The organism is Microbacterium sp. K27 (genome assembly GCF_004794435.1).
Taxonomy (GTDB): domain Bacteria; phylum Actinomycetota; class Actinomycetes; order Actinomycetales; family Microbacteriaceae; genus Microbacterium; species Microbacterium maritypicum_A.
Genome location: NZ_SSDK01000041.1, coordinates 89,110 through 108,469, shown reverse-complemented (window position 1 = coordinate 108,469; position 19,360 = coordinate 89,110). Strand labels below are relative to the sequence as shown.

Annotated in this window: 18 protein-coding genes; 6 read left to right on the top strand and 12 right to left on the bottom strand. The window is 68.0% G+C overall.

The features are described from left to right. Nucleotides 1-40: 40 nt before the first annotated feature. Nucleotides 41-3,580, bottom strand: a complete 3,540-nt coding sequence (gene smc, locus DW307_RS11840; RefSeq protein WP_136024833.1) for a chromosome segregation protein SMC — start codon at nt 3,578-3,580, stop codon at nt 41-43. Nucleotides 3,581-4,111: 531 nt separating this feature from the next. On the opposite strand from smc, the gene DW307_RS11835 reads away from it, so the two are divergent. The 4 genes from DW307_RS11835 (at nt 4,112) to DW307_RS11820 (ending at nt 7,765) form a co-directional block, all read left to right on the top strand. Continuing rightward, on the top strand, nt 4,112-4,396 hold the full coding sequence (locus DW307_RS11835; protein ID WP_136024832.1) for a hypothetical protein: 285 nt from the start codon (nt 4,112-4,114) through the stop codon (nt 4,394-4,396). Nucleotides 4,397-4,569: 173 nt separating this feature from the next. Then, entirely contained in the window at nt 4,570-5,649 is a 1,080-nt protein-coding gene (locus DW307_RS11830) for a GNAT family N-acetyltransferase (protein ID WP_136024831.1), read from the top strand. Nucleotides 5,650-5,750: 101 nt separating this feature from the next. Beyond that, nucleotides 5,751-6,446: an ABC transporter ATP-binding protein gene (locus DW307_RS11825; protein ID WP_029259093.1), complete on the top strand. Its 696-nt coding sequence runs from the start codon at nt 5,751-5,753 to the stop codon at nt 6,444-6,446. Continuing rightward, complete coding sequence (locus DW307_RS11820) at nt 6,443-7,765, top strand: FtsX-like permease family protein (RefSeq protein WP_136024830.1); 1,323 nt, start codon at nt 6,443-6,445, stop codon at nt 7,763-7,765. The genes DW307_RS11825 and DW307_RS11820 overlap by 4 nt, the downstream gene beginning before the upstream one ends. A gap of 81 nt (nt 7,766-7,846) precedes the next feature. Here DW307_RS11820 and mutM read toward each other — a convergent pair whose 3' ends face one another. The 6 genes from mutM to DW307_RS11790 all read right to left on the bottom strand — a co-directional run bounded on the left by mutM (nt 7,847) and on the right by DW307_RS11790 (nt 12,943). Beyond that, a complete protein-coding gene (gene mutM / locus DW307_RS11815; RefSeq protein ID WP_136024829.1) occupies nt 7,847-8,713 on the bottom strand; it encodes a bifunctional DNA-formamidopyrimidine glycosylase/DNA-(apurinic or apyrimidinic site) lyase in 867 nt (288 codons plus the stop codon). Further along, nucleotides 8,706-9,398 (bottom strand): ribonuclease III, encoded by a 693-nt coding sequence (gene rnc, locus DW307_RS11810; RefSeq protein ID WP_029265467.1) that lies wholly within the window; start codon nt 9,396-9,398, stop codon nt 8,706-8,708. Before rnc ends, mutM begins: the two co-directional genes overlap by 8 nt. 10 nt (nt 9,399-9,408) lie before the next feature. Continuing rightward, nucleotides 9,409-9,618, bottom strand: a complete 210-nt coding sequence (gene rpmF, locus DW307_RS11805) for a 50S ribosomal protein L32 (protein WP_017830754.1) — start codon at nt 9,616-9,618, stop codon at nt 9,409-9,411. A gap of 2 nt (nt 9,619-9,620) precedes the next feature. Then, a complete protein-coding gene (locus DW307_RS11800) occupies nt 9,621-10,169 on the bottom strand; it encodes a YceD family protein (protein ID WP_021200437.1) in 549 nt (182 codons plus the stop codon). A 71-nt stretch (nt 10,170-10,240) separates the two neighbouring features. Then, entirely contained in the window at nt 10,241-10,738 is a 498-nt protein-coding gene (gene coaD, locus DW307_RS11795; RefSeq protein ID WP_021200436.1) for a pantetheine-phosphate adenylyltransferase, read from the bottom strand. 30 nt (nt 10,739-10,768) lie between these two features. Further along, nucleotides 10,769-12,943, bottom strand: a complete 2,175-nt coding sequence (locus tag DW307_RS11790; RefSeq protein ID WP_029265468.1) for an ATP-dependent DNA helicase RecG — start codon at nt 12,941-12,943, stop codon at nt 10,769-10,771. 61 nt (nt 12,944-13,004) lie between these two features. Between DW307_RS11790 and rsmD the strand changes: the two genes are divergently transcribed. Next, entirely contained in the window at nt 13,005-13,619 is a 615-nt protein-coding gene (gene rsmD / locus DW307_RS11785; protein WP_029265469.1) for a 16S rRNA (guanine(966)-N(2))-methyltransferase RsmD, read from the top strand. Here the strand turns inward: rsmD and thiL are convergent. After that, nucleotides 13,589-14,584 carry a thiamine-phosphate kinase gene (gene thiL / locus DW307_RS11780; RefSeq protein ID WP_029265470.1) on the bottom strand — a complete coding sequence of 332 codons (996 nt, stop codon included), beginning with the start codon at nt 14,582-14,584 and terminating at the stop codon, nt 13,589-13,591. The genes rsmD and thiL overlap by 31 nt on opposite strands. A 23-nt stretch (nt 14,585-14,607) precedes the next feature. Between thiL and DW307_RS11775 the strand changes: the two genes are divergently transcribed. Next, nucleotides 14,608-15,090: a DUF3515 domain-containing protein gene (locus tag DW307_RS11775; RefSeq protein WP_021200432.1), complete on the top strand. Its 483-nt coding sequence runs from the start codon at nt 14,608-14,610 to the stop codon at nt 15,088-15,090. 21 nt (nt 15,091-15,111) lie between these two features. Here DW307_RS11775 and DW307_RS11770 read toward each other — a convergent pair whose 3' ends face one another. The 4 genes from DW307_RS11770 to murA are packed head-to-tail and all read right to left on the bottom strand — an operon-like array spanning nt 15,112 to nt 19,351. Next, the gene (locus DW307_RS11770; RefSeq protein ID WP_036271561.1) at nt 15,112-16,194 is read right to left on the bottom strand and encodes a D-alanine--D-alanine ligase family protein; all 1,083 of its coding nucleotides are present in this window, start codon (nt 16,192-16,194) and stop codon (nt 15,112-15,114) included. Next, nucleotides 16,100-17,257, bottom strand: a complete 1,158-nt coding sequence (locus DW307_RS11765) for an NAD(P)H-dependent glycerol-3-phosphate dehydrogenase (protein ID WP_373695366.1) — start codon at nt 17,255-17,257, stop codon at nt 16,100-16,102. The genes DW307_RS11770 and DW307_RS11765 overlap by 95 nt, the downstream gene beginning before the upstream one ends. Further along, complete coding sequence (locus DW307_RS11760) at nt 17,223-17,987, bottom strand: lysophospholipid acyltransferase family protein (protein ID WP_029259084.1); 765 nt, start codon at nt 17,985-17,987, stop codon at nt 17,223-17,225. Before DW307_RS11760 ends, DW307_RS11765 begins: the two co-directional genes overlap by 35 nt. Further along, nucleotides 17,984-19,351, bottom strand: a complete 1,368-nt coding sequence (murA, locus tag DW307_RS11755; protein ID WP_021200428.1) for a UDP-N-acetylglucosamine 1-carboxyvinyltransferase — start codon at nt 19,349-19,351, stop codon at nt 17,984-17,986. Before murA ends, DW307_RS11760 begins: the two co-directional genes overlap by 4 nt. Nucleotides 19,352-19,360 lie beyond the last annotated feature (9 nt).

Sequence of the window (19,360 nt, the reverse complement as noted above, 5' to 3'; positions counted from 1 at the left end):
TGCGCGGGTGGATGCTCCGCGCGCAAGCCCGTGCGCGCCCCTATACCGCCGCTGCCCGGTCGCCGACACGCTGACCCACGACAGCGGATACGCCGTCCTGCCGCATCGAGACGCCGTAGAGGGCATCGGCGATCTCCATCGTGCGCTTCTGGTGCGTGATCACCAGCAGCTGGGAACTCTCCCTCAGTTGTTCGAACACCGTCAGCAATCGCCCCAGGTTCGCATCGTCGAGCGCCGCCTCGACCTCGTCCAGGATGTAGAACGGACTCGGGCGCGCCTTGAAGATCGCGACGAGCAGCGCCACGGCCGCCAGGGATCGTTCGCCGCCCGAGAGCAGTGACAGACGCTCGATCTTCTTCCCCACAGGGCGGACGGACACTTCGATGCCTGTCGTCAGCATGTTGTCGGGATCCGTCAGGGAGATACTGCCGGTTCCACCGGGGAACAGCAGAGGGAACACCTGACCGAATGCCTCCTTGGTGTCCTCGAAAGCACTCGCGAAGATCGTCTGCATCCGGTCATCGAGATCGGTGATGATCGTCAGGAGGTCCTGGCGCGTCTGGGTCAGGTCTGCCAGCTGCTCGGTGAGGAAGGCGTGCCGCTGCTCCAGCGCGGCGAACTCCTCGAGCGCCAGCGGGTTGACGCGGCCGAGCTGTGCGAGCTTGCGCTCCGCCTCCGCGAGTCGTCGCTGTTGAATCCGGCGGTCGAAGGGTATCGCCGTGTCGTCGTGCCCCCCTTCGGCGGGTTCAGCACCGGGATCCCGTGGAACAAGCTGATCAGGGCCATATTCCGCAATGAGAATATCTTCATCGAGAGCGAGCTCGGAGGAGACGCGCTCGAGCAGGCTGTTCAGATGCAGCTTCTTCTCGTGGATCTGCAGCTCGAGTCCGTGCACGCTCTCGGTGAGCCCGGCGAGGCGCTCTCGCAGGGAACTCTCCTGCGCGCGCAGGCCGACCAGTTCCTGATTTTGCGCCGAGCGCGCGGTCTCGGCCTCGCCCAGGGCGAGACGTGCCTCCGTCACCGATCGATCCAGCGAGTCGAGGATGCGCGGCAGTTCCTCGACCACCCCCGAGGCCGCCTCGCGCTGCGCGCGACGGATGACTGCTCGCCGTGCCGCCTCGGCCGCGGCATCGCGTTCATGCTCACGCTGGCGCTCCAGAGACACCACCCTGGACTGCGCTGCACGCACACGCTCACGCAGCGTCTCGATCTCGAGCCGCGCCCGCACCTCGCCCTCGCGAGCGACCTCGAGCGCCTCGAGCAGGCTGTCGCGCGCGGAAGCGTCGAGCACCGGCCTCGGCGTCGCGATGGCATCGTCCAGCGCCGTCCTCGCTGCTTCGGACTTCGCCTCGGCCTCGGCGACGGCGGATTGCGCCTGTGCCAACCCGGTCTCGAGGCGTTCGCACTCGGCGACGGCGGACTCATGGCGCACCGTGACCCGGTTGAGCTGCTCGGCGTGCGTGGCGAGAGCAGCATCGTGTTCACGGAGTGCGCGCAGGGCGTCCTTCGCGTGACGCCTGGTCGTCTCGACGGCGTCCTCGGCGTCGCGGCGGGCCTCACGAAGCGAGTCGACCACGATCTGAATCTCCGCGAGACGTTCGGCAGCGGCATCCCGCTCGGCGGCGAGTTCCAGACGGGATCGCTCTCCGCCGGAACCGGTGCGCAGGGTATGCGCGGTGAGGACGTCACCGGCCACCGTGACGATCGTCGTCGCCGTGTCACCCGCGACATCGAGCGCTGTCCGCGCCGATCGCGCCGAATCCAGGTCGTCCGCGATCAGGACATGCGAGAGCACGCCGAGGATGCCGTCGGGCGCTGTCACGGTATCGACGGCGGGCGTGACTCCGGCGATCGTCGGAGTCACGACGTCGCCACGGACCGCATTCGCGATGACGAAGTCCACCACTCCCCTGCGTTGCTCCGCCGCTTCCTTCGCCGACGCGAAGGCGTCGTCCACGGAGTCGATCAACACGCCCTCCGCGAGCGGACCGAGGACCGCGGCGATGGCCGCCTCGAAACCCGCTCGGACCTGCACAGCGTCTCCGACGAGTCCCCGCACACCCTTTCCACCCGCTTCGACGATCTCCGCCGCCCCACCGGACAACGCCAGAGCACTGCTCAGCGCCGAAGCCTTGGCCGTGAGCGCATCGACCTCGCGCTCTGCGGCGTGCAGACGTTCGCGCAGGGTCTCACGCTCCGCTTCCGCGGCGGTCGCTGCCCGTTGCGCACTGTCGTACGCGGCGGCATGTTCGACGGCCGTGCCCTCAGGAGCTTCCGCGTCGTCGATCGCGTCGAGTGCGTCGGCGGCTTCGCGCCTGCGTGCGTTCGCGGCCTCGAGCGCGTTCTCCTGGCGGAGCACGGCGCCACGCACTGCGGCGAGGGCTGAGGATGCGGCATCTGCGGTCCCGCGCAAGGTGGAGAGGCGCATGTCGTACTCGGAGACCAGGGCGCTCTGCTCGGCGATGTCGACGTCGAGCGCGTCGAGTTCCGCTCGGGCGTGCACCACCTCACGGCTGGCAGCCGCCGCGGCGTCCTGAGCATCCCCGAGCCCGGCGGAGATCGCGTCGATCTCGTCCTTCGCCTCGTCGATCGTGGCCTGTGTCACGGTGACGGCAGTGACCGCGGCGTCGTCATCGTCGGTGCCGAGGAGAGCGAGACGCTGATTCGCCAGGGTGTAGAGCCCGCGCATCCGCTCCTGAACCTGCTCGAGCCCGAACGCCACGCTGCGCGCCTGATCGACCGCGACCGAGTTCTGATCCTGTTCGAGCCGCGCGATGTTCGCGCGCACCGTCTCGGCTTGATCCGAGAGCACCAGACGCTCGGTGTGACGCTCCTGTTCGGTGCGTGTGTGGTCCGCGAGCGCGGCGCGCAGTGCGACCACGTCATCGGCGAAGATACGGGCTTTCGCGTCGCGCACGACGGCGGCGATCGTCTGCGCCTCGCGGGCGATCTCTGCCTGACGCCCCAACGGCTTGAGCTGCCGGCGGATCTCTCCGGCGAGATCGCTCAACCGAGTGAGGTTGGTCTCCATCGCGTCGAGTTTGCGGAGGGTCTTCTCCTTGCGGCGGCGGTGCTTGAGGATTCCCGCGGCTTCCTCGATGAACCCTCGACGATCCTCGGGCGACGCCTGCAGAACCGTGTCGAGGCGACCCTGACCGACGATGACGTGCATCTCCCGGCCCAGTCCGGAATCGCTCAGCAGCTCCTGCACGTCGAGGAGTCGGCATCCCTCGCCGTTGATCGCGTACTCGCTGGAGCCGTTGCGGAACAGCGTGCGGCTGATCGTCACTTCCGCGTACTCGATCGGCAGGGCGCCGTCGGCATTGTCGATCGTGAGCTGCACCTCAGCACGACCGAGCGGGCCGCGCGTCGAGGTACCCGCGAAGATGACGTCTTCCATCTTGCCGCCGCGCAGTGTCTTCGCACCCTGCTCACCCATCACCCAGGCCAGCGCGTCCACGACGTTCGACTTGCCCGAGCCGTTCGGTCCGACGATGCAGGTGACGCCGGGTTCGAACACGAAGCTGGTCGGCTGCGCGAACGACTTGAACCCTTTGAGCGTCAGGCTCTTCAGATGCATGGGGGCACCGCTCGTCCGGGGAGAATCACGCGGCTACGCTACCGGAATTCCGGGCCTGGAGCCTCATCCCGCGCGGACGGTGGGAGAACTCGGGAACCGCGCGACACGCCGAGGAGAACCGCAGGTGCTTGACGTCCGCCGCGCGGATTCGCTACCGTGTCCTCCGGATCGCCAGACGAAAGGAGGTTACCGATGATTACGACTCAGCTCAACGCACAGGCCACTGGCCTCGCCGCGCCCGCGCATTTTGCGCCGCGCTTCGCGTTCTCGGTAACCGCCGGCGTCCGCATCAGCGCTCTCTCGTAGAACCGCACCCCGAGATTTCGGGCCCGTAGTGGGCCCTCTCCGGCCGGCTCTTCCGCGCCCCGTCTGCTGATCTGCACCGCAGATCACGACTTCCTCTCCGCGTATGGCGTCCACGCTCCGTGGCATCCGCCGACCCACGCTTCCTCCGCATCGTTCCCGACCGCTCCGCTGTCGGCGTGCGGTGCTTCCGCATCCATCACCACCATCCCTTTCGAAGGAACCATCGTGAACACCACGTTGCATCGCAGCGACATCCACCCGCCCGATACCGAGGACCGCGAGGTCCTCCAGGTCCCCCGCCCCGACGAACTGCGCCGCTTGTCGCTCGCCGATCGTCTCTCGCTCCGGATCGGCCTCTGGCTCTTCCAGAGGGCGCAGCGCCCCCGACGTCCGCGTCGCGGCCTGCGCATCGATCCGGCAGACATGTTCCTGCTCGGTGAGCAGCGTCATCGTTCGGCAGCGGAATCTTACGCACTGCTGACGTATGACATGCAGCGCGGAATGCGTTGACGCCGCGATCCGGCGGTCGCCCTCCGCAGCACCGTCCCCCTCTGCGTGCGCCCGCCCGTGTTGTCCGCGGGCGGGCGCGCACAGAGGTTCCGTCTCCTCGTGGCGCGAACGTCGAATCCCGTAGACACCCGGCCTCGATCATCACCCTGAGCACCTGCACGAAAGAAACTGACATGAAGACCACCGAACCGACCATTACACCGCTGATCGTGCCGGTATCCCTGGATGCCGACGACGCCGCGGAGTTCCGCGCGTACGGAGACCTCAACCGACTCGTGTGCGACGAGCAGGTGGGACTCCCCGATCTCGCCCCGGACGCCGCGCAGATGCTGCCGAACTGGCAGGACGACAGCGACGCGCTCGACCGTGGGTTCGTGGCACGGATCGATGACGAGATCGTCGGCATGGTGACGGTCGCACTCGCTCAGGAGGCCGAAGCTCATGCGGCCGAGATCGACCTGTTGGTTCCGCAAGCGCACTGGGGGCTCGGCGTCGAGGCCGCTCTGCTCGACCGCGCCGAGGAAGAAGCACGCGCTCACGGGCGAACCGTCCTGCAGATCTGGAGTCTCCACCGTCCCGTGGAAGCCGACCGGATGCTCGTGCCTCGAACGGGATGGGGACGCATCCCCGCCACCCCGCTCTCCGAGCTCGCCGAGGACCACGGTTACTCGCTGGAACAGGTCGAGCGCAACAGTGAGTATGACCTGCACAGCGACGTCGGCCCGCTCCGCGATGCTCTGGCGGACGCGAGCGCGTTCGCCGGGCCGGACTACCGCATCGTCGAGTGGAACATGCCGACGCCTCCGGAGTGGCGGGACGGCTTCGCCGCCGTGCTCGCACGTCTTTCCACGGATGCCCCGAGCGGCGACATGGACTTCGCCGAGGAACACTGGGACGCCGACCGCGTCATCCGCCGCGAAGCGCGACTTCTCGGTGCGGGTCAGACGGTGTCCGTGGCCGCCGTGCAACATGTACCGAGCGGCCAGCTCGTCGCCTACAACGAGTTGCTCATCGCCGCGGATCGCACCGGTGTCACCCATCAGTTCGGAACGTTGGTCAGCAAGGAGCACCGAGGGCACCGCCTCGGCACGATCGTGAAGTGCGCGAACCTGCTCCGATGGCGCGAGCTCATGCCTCTCTCGACCGTCGTCTCCACCTTCAACGCCGAGGAGAACCGACCGATGCTGAGCATCAACGAGGCGATCGGCTTCGTGCCCGTGTCGTACGCGGGCGCGTGGCAGAAGAAGATCTGAGGTACGCGCGGACCCGATCTCATTCTTCGGGATGACGTCGGGCCCGCGCGGTCATCCGCCGGGGCGACGACGGCGCAGGATCGCTCGGCGAGGCTGGAACCATGAACATCCCCGTGATCGAAGCCCACGCCCTCATCAAGAACTTCGGGACGACCCGCGCTCTCGCCGGTGTCGACCTCGCGATCCATCGTGGCGAGGCCGTCGCGATCATGGGCGCCTCCGGATCGGGAAAGACCACGCTCCTCCACGTGCTGGCCGGGATCACCGCCCCCGATTCCGGCAGCGTACTGTTCCGCCCCGCCGAGGGCGCCCCGATCGAGGTCACCGCACTCGGCGAGTCCACGCGGTCGCGTCTGCGTCGCGAGAGGTTCGGCTTCGTCTTCCAGCAGGGGCTTCTCATTCCCGAGCTGACCGCCGTCGAGAACGTGGCTCTCGCATCCATGATCAACGGCGTCCGTCGTCAGGATGCCGTACAGCACGCAGCATCCTGGCTCGCGGCCCTCGGACTCGCCGGTATGGAGGAACGCCGCATCGGCGAGCTCTCCGGCGGTCAGGCACAACGCGTCGCGATCGCCCGAGCACAGGCCACCGGCGCAGAGCTCGTCTTCGCCGACGAACCGACCGGTGCGCTCGATTCGACCACCTCCTCCGAGGTGATGGACGCCCTGCTGTGGTCGACGACCGGGCAGGGGCGGACACTCGTCGTGGTCACACACGACCCGGAGGTGGCCGCCCGCTGCTCCCGTACGATCGCCGTGCGCGACGGACGTATCATCTCCTCGGCGGTGGCCGCATGAATCGCAACGTGCTGGCGCTCCTCCTGCGTCCGGCGCCCGGACAGGGCAGCGTCCTCGCGTTGCCCGTCGTCGCGTTCGGGGTCGTGACCACATTGGTGCTCACGGTCATCGGGGGCGCACAGTCCTTCTGGGGATGGACCGATGAGTTCGCACCCTTGTACCAGGCGCTTGCAGCGATCGCTCTCGTTCTCCTGGTCGTGCCGCTGATGTCCCTCGGCGGGGCAGCGGCTCGTCTCTCCGCGCGTCGACGCGATGAACGGCTCTCCACCCTCCGCCTGCTCGGTGTGTCACCCGGCGGGGTGACGATCGCGACGGTCACGGAGTCCGTCCTCGTCGCGGCGGTCGGCGCCCTCGCCGGCGTCATCGCGCATGTCGCTATCAGTCCGCTCATCGGGCTCATCCCGTTCCGCGGGGAGCCGCTCGGGTTCGCGGCCGTGGTCCTGCCTCCGATGCAGACCGTCATCGTCGTGGTCGCCGTGCTCGCGCTCGCAGCCACCAGCGCCGTCATCGGACTTCGTCGCGTCGTCATCTCGCCGCTGGGCGTCCGTACGCGCACCGATGTGCCGAAGGTGCACTGGATTCGAGCAGTACTGGCAGCCGGAGCGATCGCCATCGCGTTCGCACTCATCAAGGTGTTCCCCTCGGTGGGTGGAGTCGTGATGACGATCGTCGTCCTCGCGGGACTGTTCGGTGCCGCACTCGGTGTGTTGAATCTCGTGGGACCGTGGGTGCTCAAGGTCGCGGCATCGCGTCAGTTGCGTCGCGCCGAGCGACCCGAGCGGCTGCTGGCCGCACGCATCGTGCTGGACTCGCCCAAGGCAGCCTGGCGCCAGGTGGGTGGAATCGCCATGGCGAGCTTCATGGCCGTCTTCGCCGGCACCGGAGTGGCGCTGATGAGCATGATGAGCGATTCCGACGCCGCCGCTGCCGACATCGCGCTCGCCGACGACATCCGCACGGGACTCATCATCACGCTCATCGGCTCCTTCCTGATGGTCGCGGCGTCCGTCGGCGTCAATCAGGCCTCGGACGTTCTCGACCAGAGCGAGCTGCACCGCAGCCTGCACCACCTCGGAATGCCGCTCGACACCGTGGACCGGGCACGCCGACGCGCGATCATGTCGCCTCTGCTGGTGACGGCGATCGGGTCGGCGCTGGTGGCTGCGCTCCTGGTGTTCCCGCTGGTCGGCATCGCGCTGATCACGGCTCCGGTCTCTCTGATGACCATCGCGCTCGTGGTCACCGTCGGGATCGGTGTGGTGTGGGCGACCACATGGGCCACCCGCCCGCTGCTCCAGCGTTCCTTCCAGACGGCGTGACCGCCACTCCGCGCCCGCGGCGGCCGACGGGCCGGGAGCCTGACGCACACAGCGTTCAGGCTCCCGGCCCGAGCTCGCGACCTACTTCGGGAGCCGCTGACACCGCGGGCAGAAGTGCGAACCGCGATTCATGAAGCTCTCCCGGATGATCGGTGTGCCACATCGCGGGCAGGGCTTTCCCTGCTGCCCGTAGGCATTGAGCGAGTGCGCGAAGTACCCGGCCTGGCCGTTCACATTCACGTACTGCGCATCGAAGCTGGTGCCGCCCTCCGCGAGCGCCTTCGCCAGCACGAGCCGCACCTCGTTCAGCAGTCGGCGCACCGCCTGTGTGGAGAGTCGGTCGGATGGTGTCTCCGGGTGGATGCGCGCCGCCCACAGCGACTCATCGGCATAGATGTTGCCGATCCCACTCACGACGCCCTGGTCGAGGAGTACGCGCTTGATCGCGCTCCCCCGCCGTGCCAGAGCGGCACGGAACGCCCGGTCGTCGAAAGCCGGATCCAGCGGATCGCGGGCGATGTGCGCGACCTGCGTCGGAATCGAAGAACCGTCGTCATCCACCAGGGCATCGACCGCGAGTGACCCGAAGGTGCGCTGGTCGGCGAAAACGATCGCGAGTTCGCCGTGGACGGGATGCTCGACGCCGATGCGCACCCGCTCATGCCGCTCGGCACCGGCGTCCGGTGCGCGCAACAGCATCTGTCCGCTCATCCCGAGGTGCGCGATGAGCGCGGAATCCTCATCGTCGAGCGGAAGCCAGAGGAACTTCCCCCGGCGAGAGGCTGCGGTGAAGGTCCGCCCCTCGAGACGAGCGACGAAATCGGCGGCGCCGGCGACGTGCCGCGTGAGCGCTCGCTCGTCGAACACGCTCACCGCGGTGATCAGAGATCCGACCGCGGCCGGGGCGAGGCCCGCCCGGACCACCTCGACCTCGGGAAGCTCAGGCACGCTCGCTGAGGGTGCGCCAGGCACTGAGAGCCGCGGCCATCTCGGCTGTCTTCTTGCTGCTGCCGGCACCGGTCATGCTCACGTCGCCGACGATGACGGTCGCCACGAAACGACGGTCGTGATCCGGACCGCTCGCCTCCACCGAGTACTGCGGAGGCGTCGCACCGACGCGGGCCGCGAGTTCCTGCAGGCTGGTCTTCGGGTCCATCGCCGCGCCGTAGCGTTCCGGGTCGGCCAGCAGCGGTTTCGTCAGACGCAACACGAGTTCCGTGGCGGCCTCGGGACCTGCGGAAAGGTAGGTGGCTCCGATGACGGCTTCCATCGTGTCGGCGAGGATCGAGTCCTTGTCTCGGCCACCCGTCTGCTCTTCGCCGCGACCGAGCAGCAGATGACTGCCGAGGTCGATCCCTCGAGCGACCTCGGCGAGAGCGACCGTCGACACGACGCTCGCACGCCGCTTCGCCAGCTCGCCCTCATCGAGGTCGGGGTGCGTGGTGAAGAGCATGACGGTCACCGCCTGCCCGAGGACGGAGTCTCCGAGGAACTCCAGTCGCTCGTTGTGCGGGATGCCGCCGTGTTCGTACGCGTAGGAGCGGTGGGTCAGGGCCAACTCCAGAAGCTCCGCGTCGATATCGACGCGGAGCTTATCTGGGAGAGGCCTCGTCCCCCCGGGGACCTCCGTCACGGTACGCGACTCAGACGTCAGCGACCTTGCGGCCCTTGTACTCCAGGAAGAGCTCCGTGCCCTGTGAGTCGGTGACGACCTTCGCCTGGTGGGGACGGCTGTAGACGACCTGGCCGTTCTCGATCGTCTTGACGAGGGCGACGGGCGCCGCCTTCCACTGCGCGCGGCGCGAGCGGGTGTTCGAACGGGATACCTTGCGCTTCGGGGGGTTACCAGCCATGACTAGCTCTCTTCTTTCTCGGCGGCACGAGATTCTTCCGTGCCGTCTTGGTCTGTGATGTTCTGGAGCGCACTCCACCGAGGATCGATGGGAGCGGCCTGCTCCGTTCCGGTGCTCACGGTCAGTCGTTCACCCGTTTTCGGGTCGAGACCCGGGCAATCCGGCTGACACACCGGCTGAAAAGGAAGTGCCAGTACGGCCGCATCCCTGACGAGAGTTTCAAGATCCACGTGGTCGTCTTGAACCTCGAAGTCAGTTTCTTCCTCACCAGGATACGCGAAAAGCTCCTGGAACTCGACTTCGACGGGCCGAGTGATGTCGATGAGGCATCTTCCGCACACACCGACGTACTCGGCGTCAGCGGTTCCCGACACGAGGATGCCCTCGTGGACGGACTCCAGCCGGACGTCGAGATCGAGTTCGGATCCCGCCTCGTAGGACACGATCCCCTCACCCCAGGCTTCGGAGAGAGCGACGGTGAACTCGTGTTCGCGCATCTCTCCCGGGCGCCGGACGATGTCGCGGACGGGGAGGACAAAAGGGCCGTTCATTCGAGAGCGCACCGTTCCATGCTACCGGCCGACGCGAGCGGTCGCCCTGACCGCGCGCTCAGGGAAGGGACTCAGATACCGCGGGAACCGGTGTCGAGGAAATCTGCCACCGCTGCGGGAACGAACGGGGTCACGTCGCCGCCGAGGGAAGCCACCTGGCGAACGAGCGAACTCGACACCATCGCGTGCGACGGGTCGGGCAGAAGGAACACCGTCTCGATACCGGCGAGGTGCCTGTTGACGATCGCCATCGGGGACTCGTACGCGACATCGATCTGCGAGCGGATACCCTTCACCAGCACCCCGGCATCGACATCGCGGGCGTAGTCGACGAGGAGGCCCATGCTCCACGAACCGATCACGATGTTGCCCTGCATGCCGTCATCCGCGATCGACTTCTCCAGCAGGGAGAGCCGCTGCGCGATCGGCAGCATCGCCTCTTTGCCCGGGTTGTGCACGACGAGCACATGCAGTTCGTCGTAAAGGGCGGCCGCACGCCGGATCACATCGAGGTGACCCAGGGTCGGCGGATCGAAGGAACCCGGGACGACGGCGATCCGGCTGCTCATGTTTCCAGCCTAGGGCACGCCGGTTCCGGTTCAGTTCTTCGCCAGCGCCGCTCGATCCTCGTCGCTCACACGTCGTCCGATCGCCTCGCGCAGGCCCGGGTGGTCGGCCAGATCCGGATCGACGGAGAGGATGCCCTCCGCCACCTCGCGCGCACGCGTGATGAGGCCGGCATCCTTGACGACGCGGAGGAGTTTCAGAGAAGAGCGCACACCCGCCTGTGCGGCGCCGAGCACATCGCCCTCCCCGCGCAGCTCCAGATCGACCTCCGCCAGGGCGAACCCGTCCAGCGTGGCGGCGACCGCGTCGACGCGGTCACGGGCGAGCGACCCGGCCTCGGCCTCGGTGACGAGCAGGCAGAGCCCGGGAACACCCCCTCGACCGACGCGCCCTCGAAGCTGGTGCAGCTGCGAGACGCCGAAACGATCGGCATCGAGAACGATCATCGTGGAGGCGTTGGGCACGTCGACGCCGACCTCGATCACCGTGGTGGCGAGCAGCAGATCGATGTCTCCCCGGGCGAACGACTGCATCACCGCGTCCTTCTCGTCCGACGGCATACGACCGTGCAGAACGGCGCGGCGCAATCCGCCCAGAGTGGGATGGGTGGCGAGGGCTTCGTCGAGCTGTACGACGCCCCATCGCGGCCCGGAGGCCCCTTCCGGAGCGAGCGACGGCTGCTCCCCCGCCTCCGTCGTCTTCTTGGTGGTGTCGATCGCTGCACAGACGGCGAAGACCTGTCGTCCCTGAGCGATCTCCTCCGCAGCGCGCTCCCAGACACGGTTGAACCACCCCGGGTGCTCAGCGAGCGGCGCCACGAACGACTCGATACCCGCGCGGCCGGCCGGCATGGTGCGGATGACCGAGGTGTCGAGGTCGCCGAAGACCGTCATCGCGACCGTCCGCGGAATCGGCGTCGCGGTCAGCACGAGGGCATGCGGGCTCGACCCCTTCGCCCGCAGAGCCTCGCGCTGCTCGACACCGAACCGGTGCTGCTCGTCGACCACGACCAGGCCGAGGTCGGCGAACGTGGTCTTCTCCCCCAGCAGCGCGTGTGTTCCGACGACGATCAGCGCCTGACCGGAAGCAACCCGCAGAGCAGCCTTGCGACGCTCCGCCGCCGGCATCTGACCGGTCAACAGCGTCGGCATCAGCTGGGGCGCGAGATCGGGCCCCAGCATCTTCGCGATGGAACGCAGGTGCTGACCCGCCAGCACCTCTGTCGGAGCGATCAGCGCCGCCTGCCCGCCGCTCTCGGCGACCTGCAGCATCGCGCGGAGAGCCACGAGGGTCTTACCCGAACCGACCTCTCCCTGGACGAGCCGGTTCATCGGCCAGGCACCCACGAGATCCTCGGCGATCTGGTGTCCCACCGTCTCCTGATCGGGCGTGAGCGTGTACGGGAGGCTCGCGTCGAAGCGTTCGAGCAGTCCGCCGGCACTCGCAGGCCGTGAGGTGGCGGAGAGGGCACGGATCGCATCGCGCTGCTGGAGCAGCGCGGTCTGCAAGGTGAGCGCCTCGTGCATGCGCAGGGTTCGCACGGCGGGATCGATGTCGTTGCGAGTACGGGGACGGTGCACAAGCTCCAGGGCCTCGCGGGCGGTGAGCAGCTCTTCTCGTTCCCGGATCTCCGCCGTCAACGGGTCCGGCGCGTCGGAGAGATCATCCAGCACGCGTCCGATGAGTCGAGCGATCTGCCAGGTCTGGATCGCCGAGGTAGCCGGGTAGATCGGGATCGGGACGGCGGCCCGCGCATCCGCACTGCGTCGGGCCGAGTCCTCGTCGTCGAACAGCTCGTATTCGGGGTGCGCGAACTGCGTCACACCGTTGAACTCGCCGACCTTTCCCGAGAACACGCCCCTTCGACCCACCGCCAGATCCTTCGATCGCCACTCGGCAGCACCGACGTTCTTCGCGAAGAACGTCAACGACATGCGTCCGATGCCGTCACCGATCACGACATCGACCATGGCTCCCGGACGATTGCGCATGCGACGGAAGCTGGACGACAGCACCTCCGCGACGATGGTCACCGTCTCGCCGAGGGGGAGGTCGCGGATCGGAGTCAGCTCGCCCGGATCGGCGTAGCGCCGAGGATAGTGCGCGAGAAGGTCACCGACGCTCTTCATGCCGAAGGCGCGACCGAGCGTCTTGGCAGACGCCGCACCGAGCGCATCCTCCAACGAGGAATCGAGCGTGAGCGACATGTTCCGAGTCTAGGGAACGCGACGGACACGGCAGACATCCCGCCTGTCGTATCGTGAACGGGTGACGAGGATCATCGCAGGCAGCGCCAGAGGGGCCCGACTCGAGGTGCCGGGCTCGGGCACACGGCCCACGAGCGATCGGGTGCGCGAGTCGTTGTTCGGCGCGCTGGAATCACTGAGCGCGATCGCCGGGGCGCGGGTCCTCGATCTCTACGCCGGATCGGGAGCCCTGGGCTTGGAGTCGCTCAGCCGCGGAGCCGCGAGTGCCGAGTTCGTGGAGCGCGGACGCCCGGCCGCCGCCATCGTCCGACGAAACGCCGGCGTGGTCGCGAAGGCCGGCAGTCTCCCGCTCGGTCGTGTGCACGAGAGCACGGTGCATGCGTTCCTGCAGCGCGCGACGGGACCCTTCGACCTCGTCTTCACCGATCCGCCGTACGACCTCGATGACGTCGCCATGACCGCCGATCTCGTCGCCCTCGCTCCACTCCTGTCGTCGGATGCCGTTGTCGTCGTGGAACGGGCGCGCCGCTCGACGCCCCCGGACTTCGGCGCGGCGAACCTGGCGCAGTTCCGGGAGAAGACCTACGGCGACACCACCATCTGGTGGGCCGAGCCCGCTGCCGACGAGGACGACGAGCCGGTCGATCAGCCTGCGACCGAGTCCCAGTCCCGATAGGGGTCCCACCCACTGAGGTCGACGGGAAGGTCATCGCAGAGCAGATCTTCCGGTCCGGCAGCACGAACGGCGCCGATGACGCGGAACCCGGGCGGGAGCACACCCTCGGGGAATGCGGCGAGCAGGGCGTGATCCTCCCCTCCGGCGATCGCGCGCTCAGGATCGTCCCCGAGAAGATCTCGTTCCAGTGCGATCGTGACGCCGGAAGCCGCGGCCATCCGTCGCGCATCGAGGGCGAGTCCGTCGGACACGTCCATCATCGCCGTCGCCCCCGCCGTCGCGGCGACTGCGCCGAGGCCGATCGGGGGCGCGGGCCGCAGTTGCGCCGTCACCGCCACGCGCTCTCCGGCGGCGAGCTTCGCGGCATCGACAGCCACCGGCACGTCGCCGTCTCGGAATCGACCGAACAGCACCGCGAGTCCACGTGCGGCATGACCGAGTTCACCGGCGACCGCGACGACATCTCCGGGGCGCGCACCGCTCCTGGTCACGGCAGTGCGTCCCTCGAGGTCGCCCAGCGCCGTCACCGCCACGGTCAGCACATCCGACACCGTCAGGTCGCCGCCGACCACGGCGCAGCCGGGGGCGAGCGCGGCACACGCATCGCGGAAGCCGTCGGCGAGCCGCTCCACGAAAGAGAGCCGCAGGTCGCGCGGCACCGCGAGAGCGACCAGCAGCGCGGTCGGGCGCGCCCCCATCGCCGCGACATCCGCGAGGTTCACCGCTGCGGCCTTCCAGCCGAGGTCGTACCCGCTCGACCATGCGAGCCGGAAGTCCGGGCCGTGCACGAGCGTGTCCGTCGTCGCGACCACGGAACCCGACGGCGTGGCGATCACCGCCGCATCGTCTCCCGGCCCGATGAGCGTGTGGGCCCCCGTCGGCGTCCGTGTCAGGATCGCCTGCAGGATGCGCCCTTCGGAGAGATCTCCCAGGCGCGGATCGTCGGCTTCGTGTCGGGAGGGCATGCTGTCAAAGGTAGCCTGGAAGCATGCCCCGTTCCCGTCGCCTCGCTGTCCTCGCCGGGGCAGTGACCCTCACCGCGGTGCTCGCCGGCTGCTCGACCACCGTGCACCTCGAGCCTGCAGCCGATGCGAACAATCCGGCGTGTGCGAACGTCTCGGTGCTGCTGCCGGAGTCCGTCGGCGGACTCGATCGTGTCTTCACCGACGCGCAGGCGACCGGTGCCTGGGGCGACCCCACAGTCGTGCTGCGGTGCGGTGTCGAACCCCCTGCGCCGTCGGCCCTGGTGTGCACGACCCTCGGCGGCGTCGACTGGCTCGTGCTCGACCAGGAAGAGGACCGTCAGCGCCTCGTCACCTTCGGTCGCGACCCCGCGGTGGAAGTGACGATCCGCCGTGGCGAACAGATCGACTTCCAGGCGATCGTCGACAAGATCTCGGCGAGCATCCAGTCCGGGCTCCAGCCGGCGACCGGACAGTGCACGGACCGCGTCGAGTTCCCCGCGGGCTGACCGCCCCGGGGAACTCCGATCTCAGCGGCGCAGGCCCGCTTCGATGAGCTCGGTGATGAGATCGCCGTAGCTCAGGCCCGATGCGACCCAGCACTTGGGGAACATCGAGATCGGGGTGAATCCCGGCATCGTGTTGAGCTCGTTGACCACGAGTTCACCCGACGGCGTCAGGAACATGTCGACACGAGCGAGGCCTCGTCCGTCGACAGCCTCGAACGCGCGGACGCCGATCTCCTGGATCGCTGCGCACTCCGCATCCGTCACCTCGGCCGGACACACGACGTCCACGCCGTCACCGCCCAGGTACTTGCCCTCGAAATCGTAGAAGCCCCGCGACGTCAAGACGATCTCGCCGGGCAGCGAAGCCTTGACTCCGTCAGCGGTCTCGAGCACCGCCACCTCGATCTCGCGCCCGCTCACCCCGGTTTCGATCAGGACCTTGTCGTCTTCGGCGAACGCCACCGCCAGAGCCGCGTCGAGCTCGTCGGCGGTCTCGACCTTGGACACTCCGACGCTCGAGCCCGCACGGGCGGGCTTCACGAACACCGGGAGGCCGAGTTCCGCAGCACGCGCACGCACGTCTGCGGCACTGCGGTCCCAGTCCTTTCGGCGCACCGTCACCCACGGCGCGACCGCGATGCCGGATGCCTCGAGCGCGATCTTCATGAAGTGCTTGTCCATGCACAGAGCGGAATCGAGGACACCGCCTCCGGCGTAGGGGACCTCGAGGGTGTCGAAGTAGCCCTGGATCGTGCCATCCTCCCCGTGGGGTCCGTGCAGGATGGGCAGGACGACGTCGATCTCCCCCAGCCCCTCGACGGTGCCATCGGCGTGCACGACCCGCAACGTGCGGTCGCCACCGGGCTCCGGCCACAGCACCCGAGTGCCGTTGTCGACGACTTCGGGGAGGTGCGCGGCATCGAGCGGGAACTTCGCCGGATCGTCGTCCTCGAGGACGAACGCTCCTTCACGGGTGATCCCGACGGGGATCACGGCGTAGCGGTCGCGGTCAATCGCGCCCAGCACGCCCCCCGCCGTTGCGGAGCTGATCGAATGCTCGCTGGAGCGCCCGCCGAAGAGCACCACCACCGTCTGCTTGTCCATGGTTGGTCCTCTCACCCTGCGGGGTGTCGTCGTCCGTCGTCAGATGGGGTGCGATGTCTCGCGGATCCATCTTGCCGTCGAGCACCATCTTCACCTGCTCGACGATGGGCATGTCGACCTCGGCTTCGCGAGCGAGCTGCAGGATGGGCGCGACGGAGGCGAGTCCCTCGGCTGTCTGCTGCATCTGCTTCACGACGTCCTGGAAGCTGTATCCCTGACCGAGCAGTCGCCCGGCGGTATTGTTGCGGCTCAGTGGCGACTGGCACGTGGCGATGAGGTCGCCCAGACCGGCGAGGCCCTGAAGCGTCTCCGGGTGCGCGCCGTTCGCGACCGCGAAGTCGGTCATCTCGACCAGTCCACGGGTGATGATCGACGCCTTGGTGTTCTCGCCGTAGCCGACACCGTCCACGATGCCGATGGCCACGGCGATCAGGTTCTTGAGGACGCCACCGAACTCGGTACCGATCACATCGGTGTTCACGAAGGTACGGAAGTAGCTGTTGCGGGCCGCGCGTGCGACGATCTCCGCCGTCTCCTGGCTGCGTGAGGAGATGACGGCGGCGGTCGGCTGCTCCCGGGCGATCTCGAGGGCGAGGTTCGGCCCCGAAGCCACCGCGATGCGATCGGGGTCACACCGCAGCTCCTGCTGGATCACCTGGCTCATGCGCAATCCGGTGCCGCGTTCGACACCCTTCATGAGGCTGATGATCTTCGCGTCGCTGTCCGCGATCAGCGGCCGCAGAGCTTTCAGGTTCTCGCGCAGCGACTGACTCGGTACGGAGAGATAGACCTGGTCCACCCCCTCCAGCGCGGTCGCGAGCTCGTGGGTCGCCGCCATCGTGCGGGGAAGGTTGATCCCTGGCAGGTAGCGCGAATTGCGCTTGGCCTCGTTGATCTCCTGGGCGAGTTCGGCACGACGCGCCCACATCGTCACCTGGGCGCCCCCGTCAGCGAGGATCTTGCCGAAGGTGGTCCCCCAGCTGCCCGAGCCGATGACGGTGGCCCGTGGGCCTGCTGCAACGGTTCTCTTAGGAGTCAAGGCGCCCGGTCTCCTTCTGCCCATGGCTCGCGGGGTTCCACCGCTCCGCCGGTGCCTTCTCGTCCCGCAGCTCCTCGAGGAGCGCGGTGATCGCGTTCATGAGTCGATTGGTGGCCTCGGTGAGGGCCGCCGGCTCTCCGGCACGCTCGCGCAGATCGGAGACGTCGACCGGATCGCCGATGAGCACCTGGACCGGCTTGCGCAGCGGCCAGAGGCTCAGACCCTTCTGGTAGCGCCCCATGATCGCCTGGGTGCCCCACTGGGCCATCGGGATCAGCGGGATGCCATCGGCGAGGGCCAGGCGTACCGCACCCGACTTGCCGCGCATCGGCCACAGGTCGGGATCACGCGTGAGCGTGCCCTCCGGGTAGACGATCACGCCGCGGCCGTGCTCGACGAGCTCCTCCGACTGCTTCATCGTCTGCCGTGCGGAGGCAGCGGACGAGGTGCGCGCGACCGGGATCATCCCGGTGCGGTGCAGGAACCAGCCCAGCACCGGGACCGAGAAGAGGCTCTCCTTCGCCATGAACCGCGGCGCGCGACCGGAGCGCCACACGGCGACGGCGACGATGAGCGGATCGAACTCGGAGTAGTGGTTCGGCGCCAGGACGTACGACCCCTCCTGGGGCAGCTTCTCGGCCCCGCGGACACGGATCTTCGCGATCAGAGAGACCGGCGGGATGATCAGCGCCGCGAGCGGCCAGAAGATGCTCGGACGCTTCGTCTCCGATGATCGGGACGTCACCGCGGTCACCGGATGACGTCGAAGTCGGCGCCGAGCGCGTCGAGCTTGGCGAGGAACTTCTCGTAGCCGCGGCTGAGGATGTCGACACCCGACACCTTCGATTCGCCGGTGGCCGTCAGTGCCGCGATCACATGGCTGTAGCCGCCGCGGAGATCGGGAACCACGATGTCCGCGCCATGCAGAGGCGTCGGGCCGGTGATGACTGCCGCCTGCTCCAGGTCCCGCCGCGGAACGCGGCGCGGGCCGTCCTGGAGACCACGGGGGTGCACGACGATGTCGGCCCCCATCTTGACCAGGGCATCGGTGAACCCCATCCGATTCTCGTACACGGTCTCGTGCACGACGGAGCGGCCGTGTGCCTGCGTGAGAGCGACGACGAGCGGCTGCTGCCAGTCGGTCATGAAGCCGGGGTGCACGTCGGTCTCGATCACGACGGGCTTGATGTCGCCGTCGCGACGGAAGAGGATGCCGTCTTCCTGGATGTCGAACCAGCCGCCCGCCTTGCGGAAGACGTTGAGGAACGTGAGCATCTCCTGCTGCTTGGCGCCGCCGACGAAGATCTCGCCGTCGGTGGCCAGCGCCGCGGATGCCCACGATGCCGCCTCGTTGCGGTCGAAGATCGACCTGTGGTCGTATCCGCGGAGCTTCTCGACGCCCTCGATCACGATGACGCGGTTCGGCTCGTACGAGATGATGGCGCCCATCTTCTGCAGCACGGCGATCAGGTCCATGATCTCGGGCTCGATGGCCGCGTTGCGCAGCTCCGTCACGCCTTCGGCGCGGACGGCGGTGAGCAGCACCTGCTCCGTGGCACCGACGCTCGGGTACGGAAGGTGGATGTTGGCGCCGTGCAGACGGCTTCCCCCCGTCGAGAGGCGGATGCCGCTGGGCAGCTTCTCGACGATCGCGCCGAACTTACGCAGAGCGTCCAGATGGAAGTCGATGGGACGATCCCCGATGCGGCATCCACCCAAGTCGGGGATGAACGCCTGACCGAGACGGTGAAGCAGCGGTCCGCAGAAGAGGATCGGGATACGCGAGGCTCCCGCGTGGGCGTCGATCTCCTCGAAGTGCGCCGACTCCACATCGCTCGGGTCGAACACGAGCGAACCGGGCTCATCGCCCTCGGATACGCGAACGCCGTGCACCTCGAGCAGCGACCGCACGACGGCGACGTCACTGATCGCCGGCACGTCGCGCAGAGTGCTCACGGTCTCGCCCAGGAGCGAGGCGACCATGGCCTTCGTCGCCAGGTTCTTCGCGCCCTTGACATCGACACGGCCGCGAAGCGGACGTCCGCCTCGGATGGCGAGGACGTCTCCGGTGAGGGCAGGGACTCCGTCCGGAAGAGCGTCGCGCACAGGTGTCGTCATTCGGAGCCT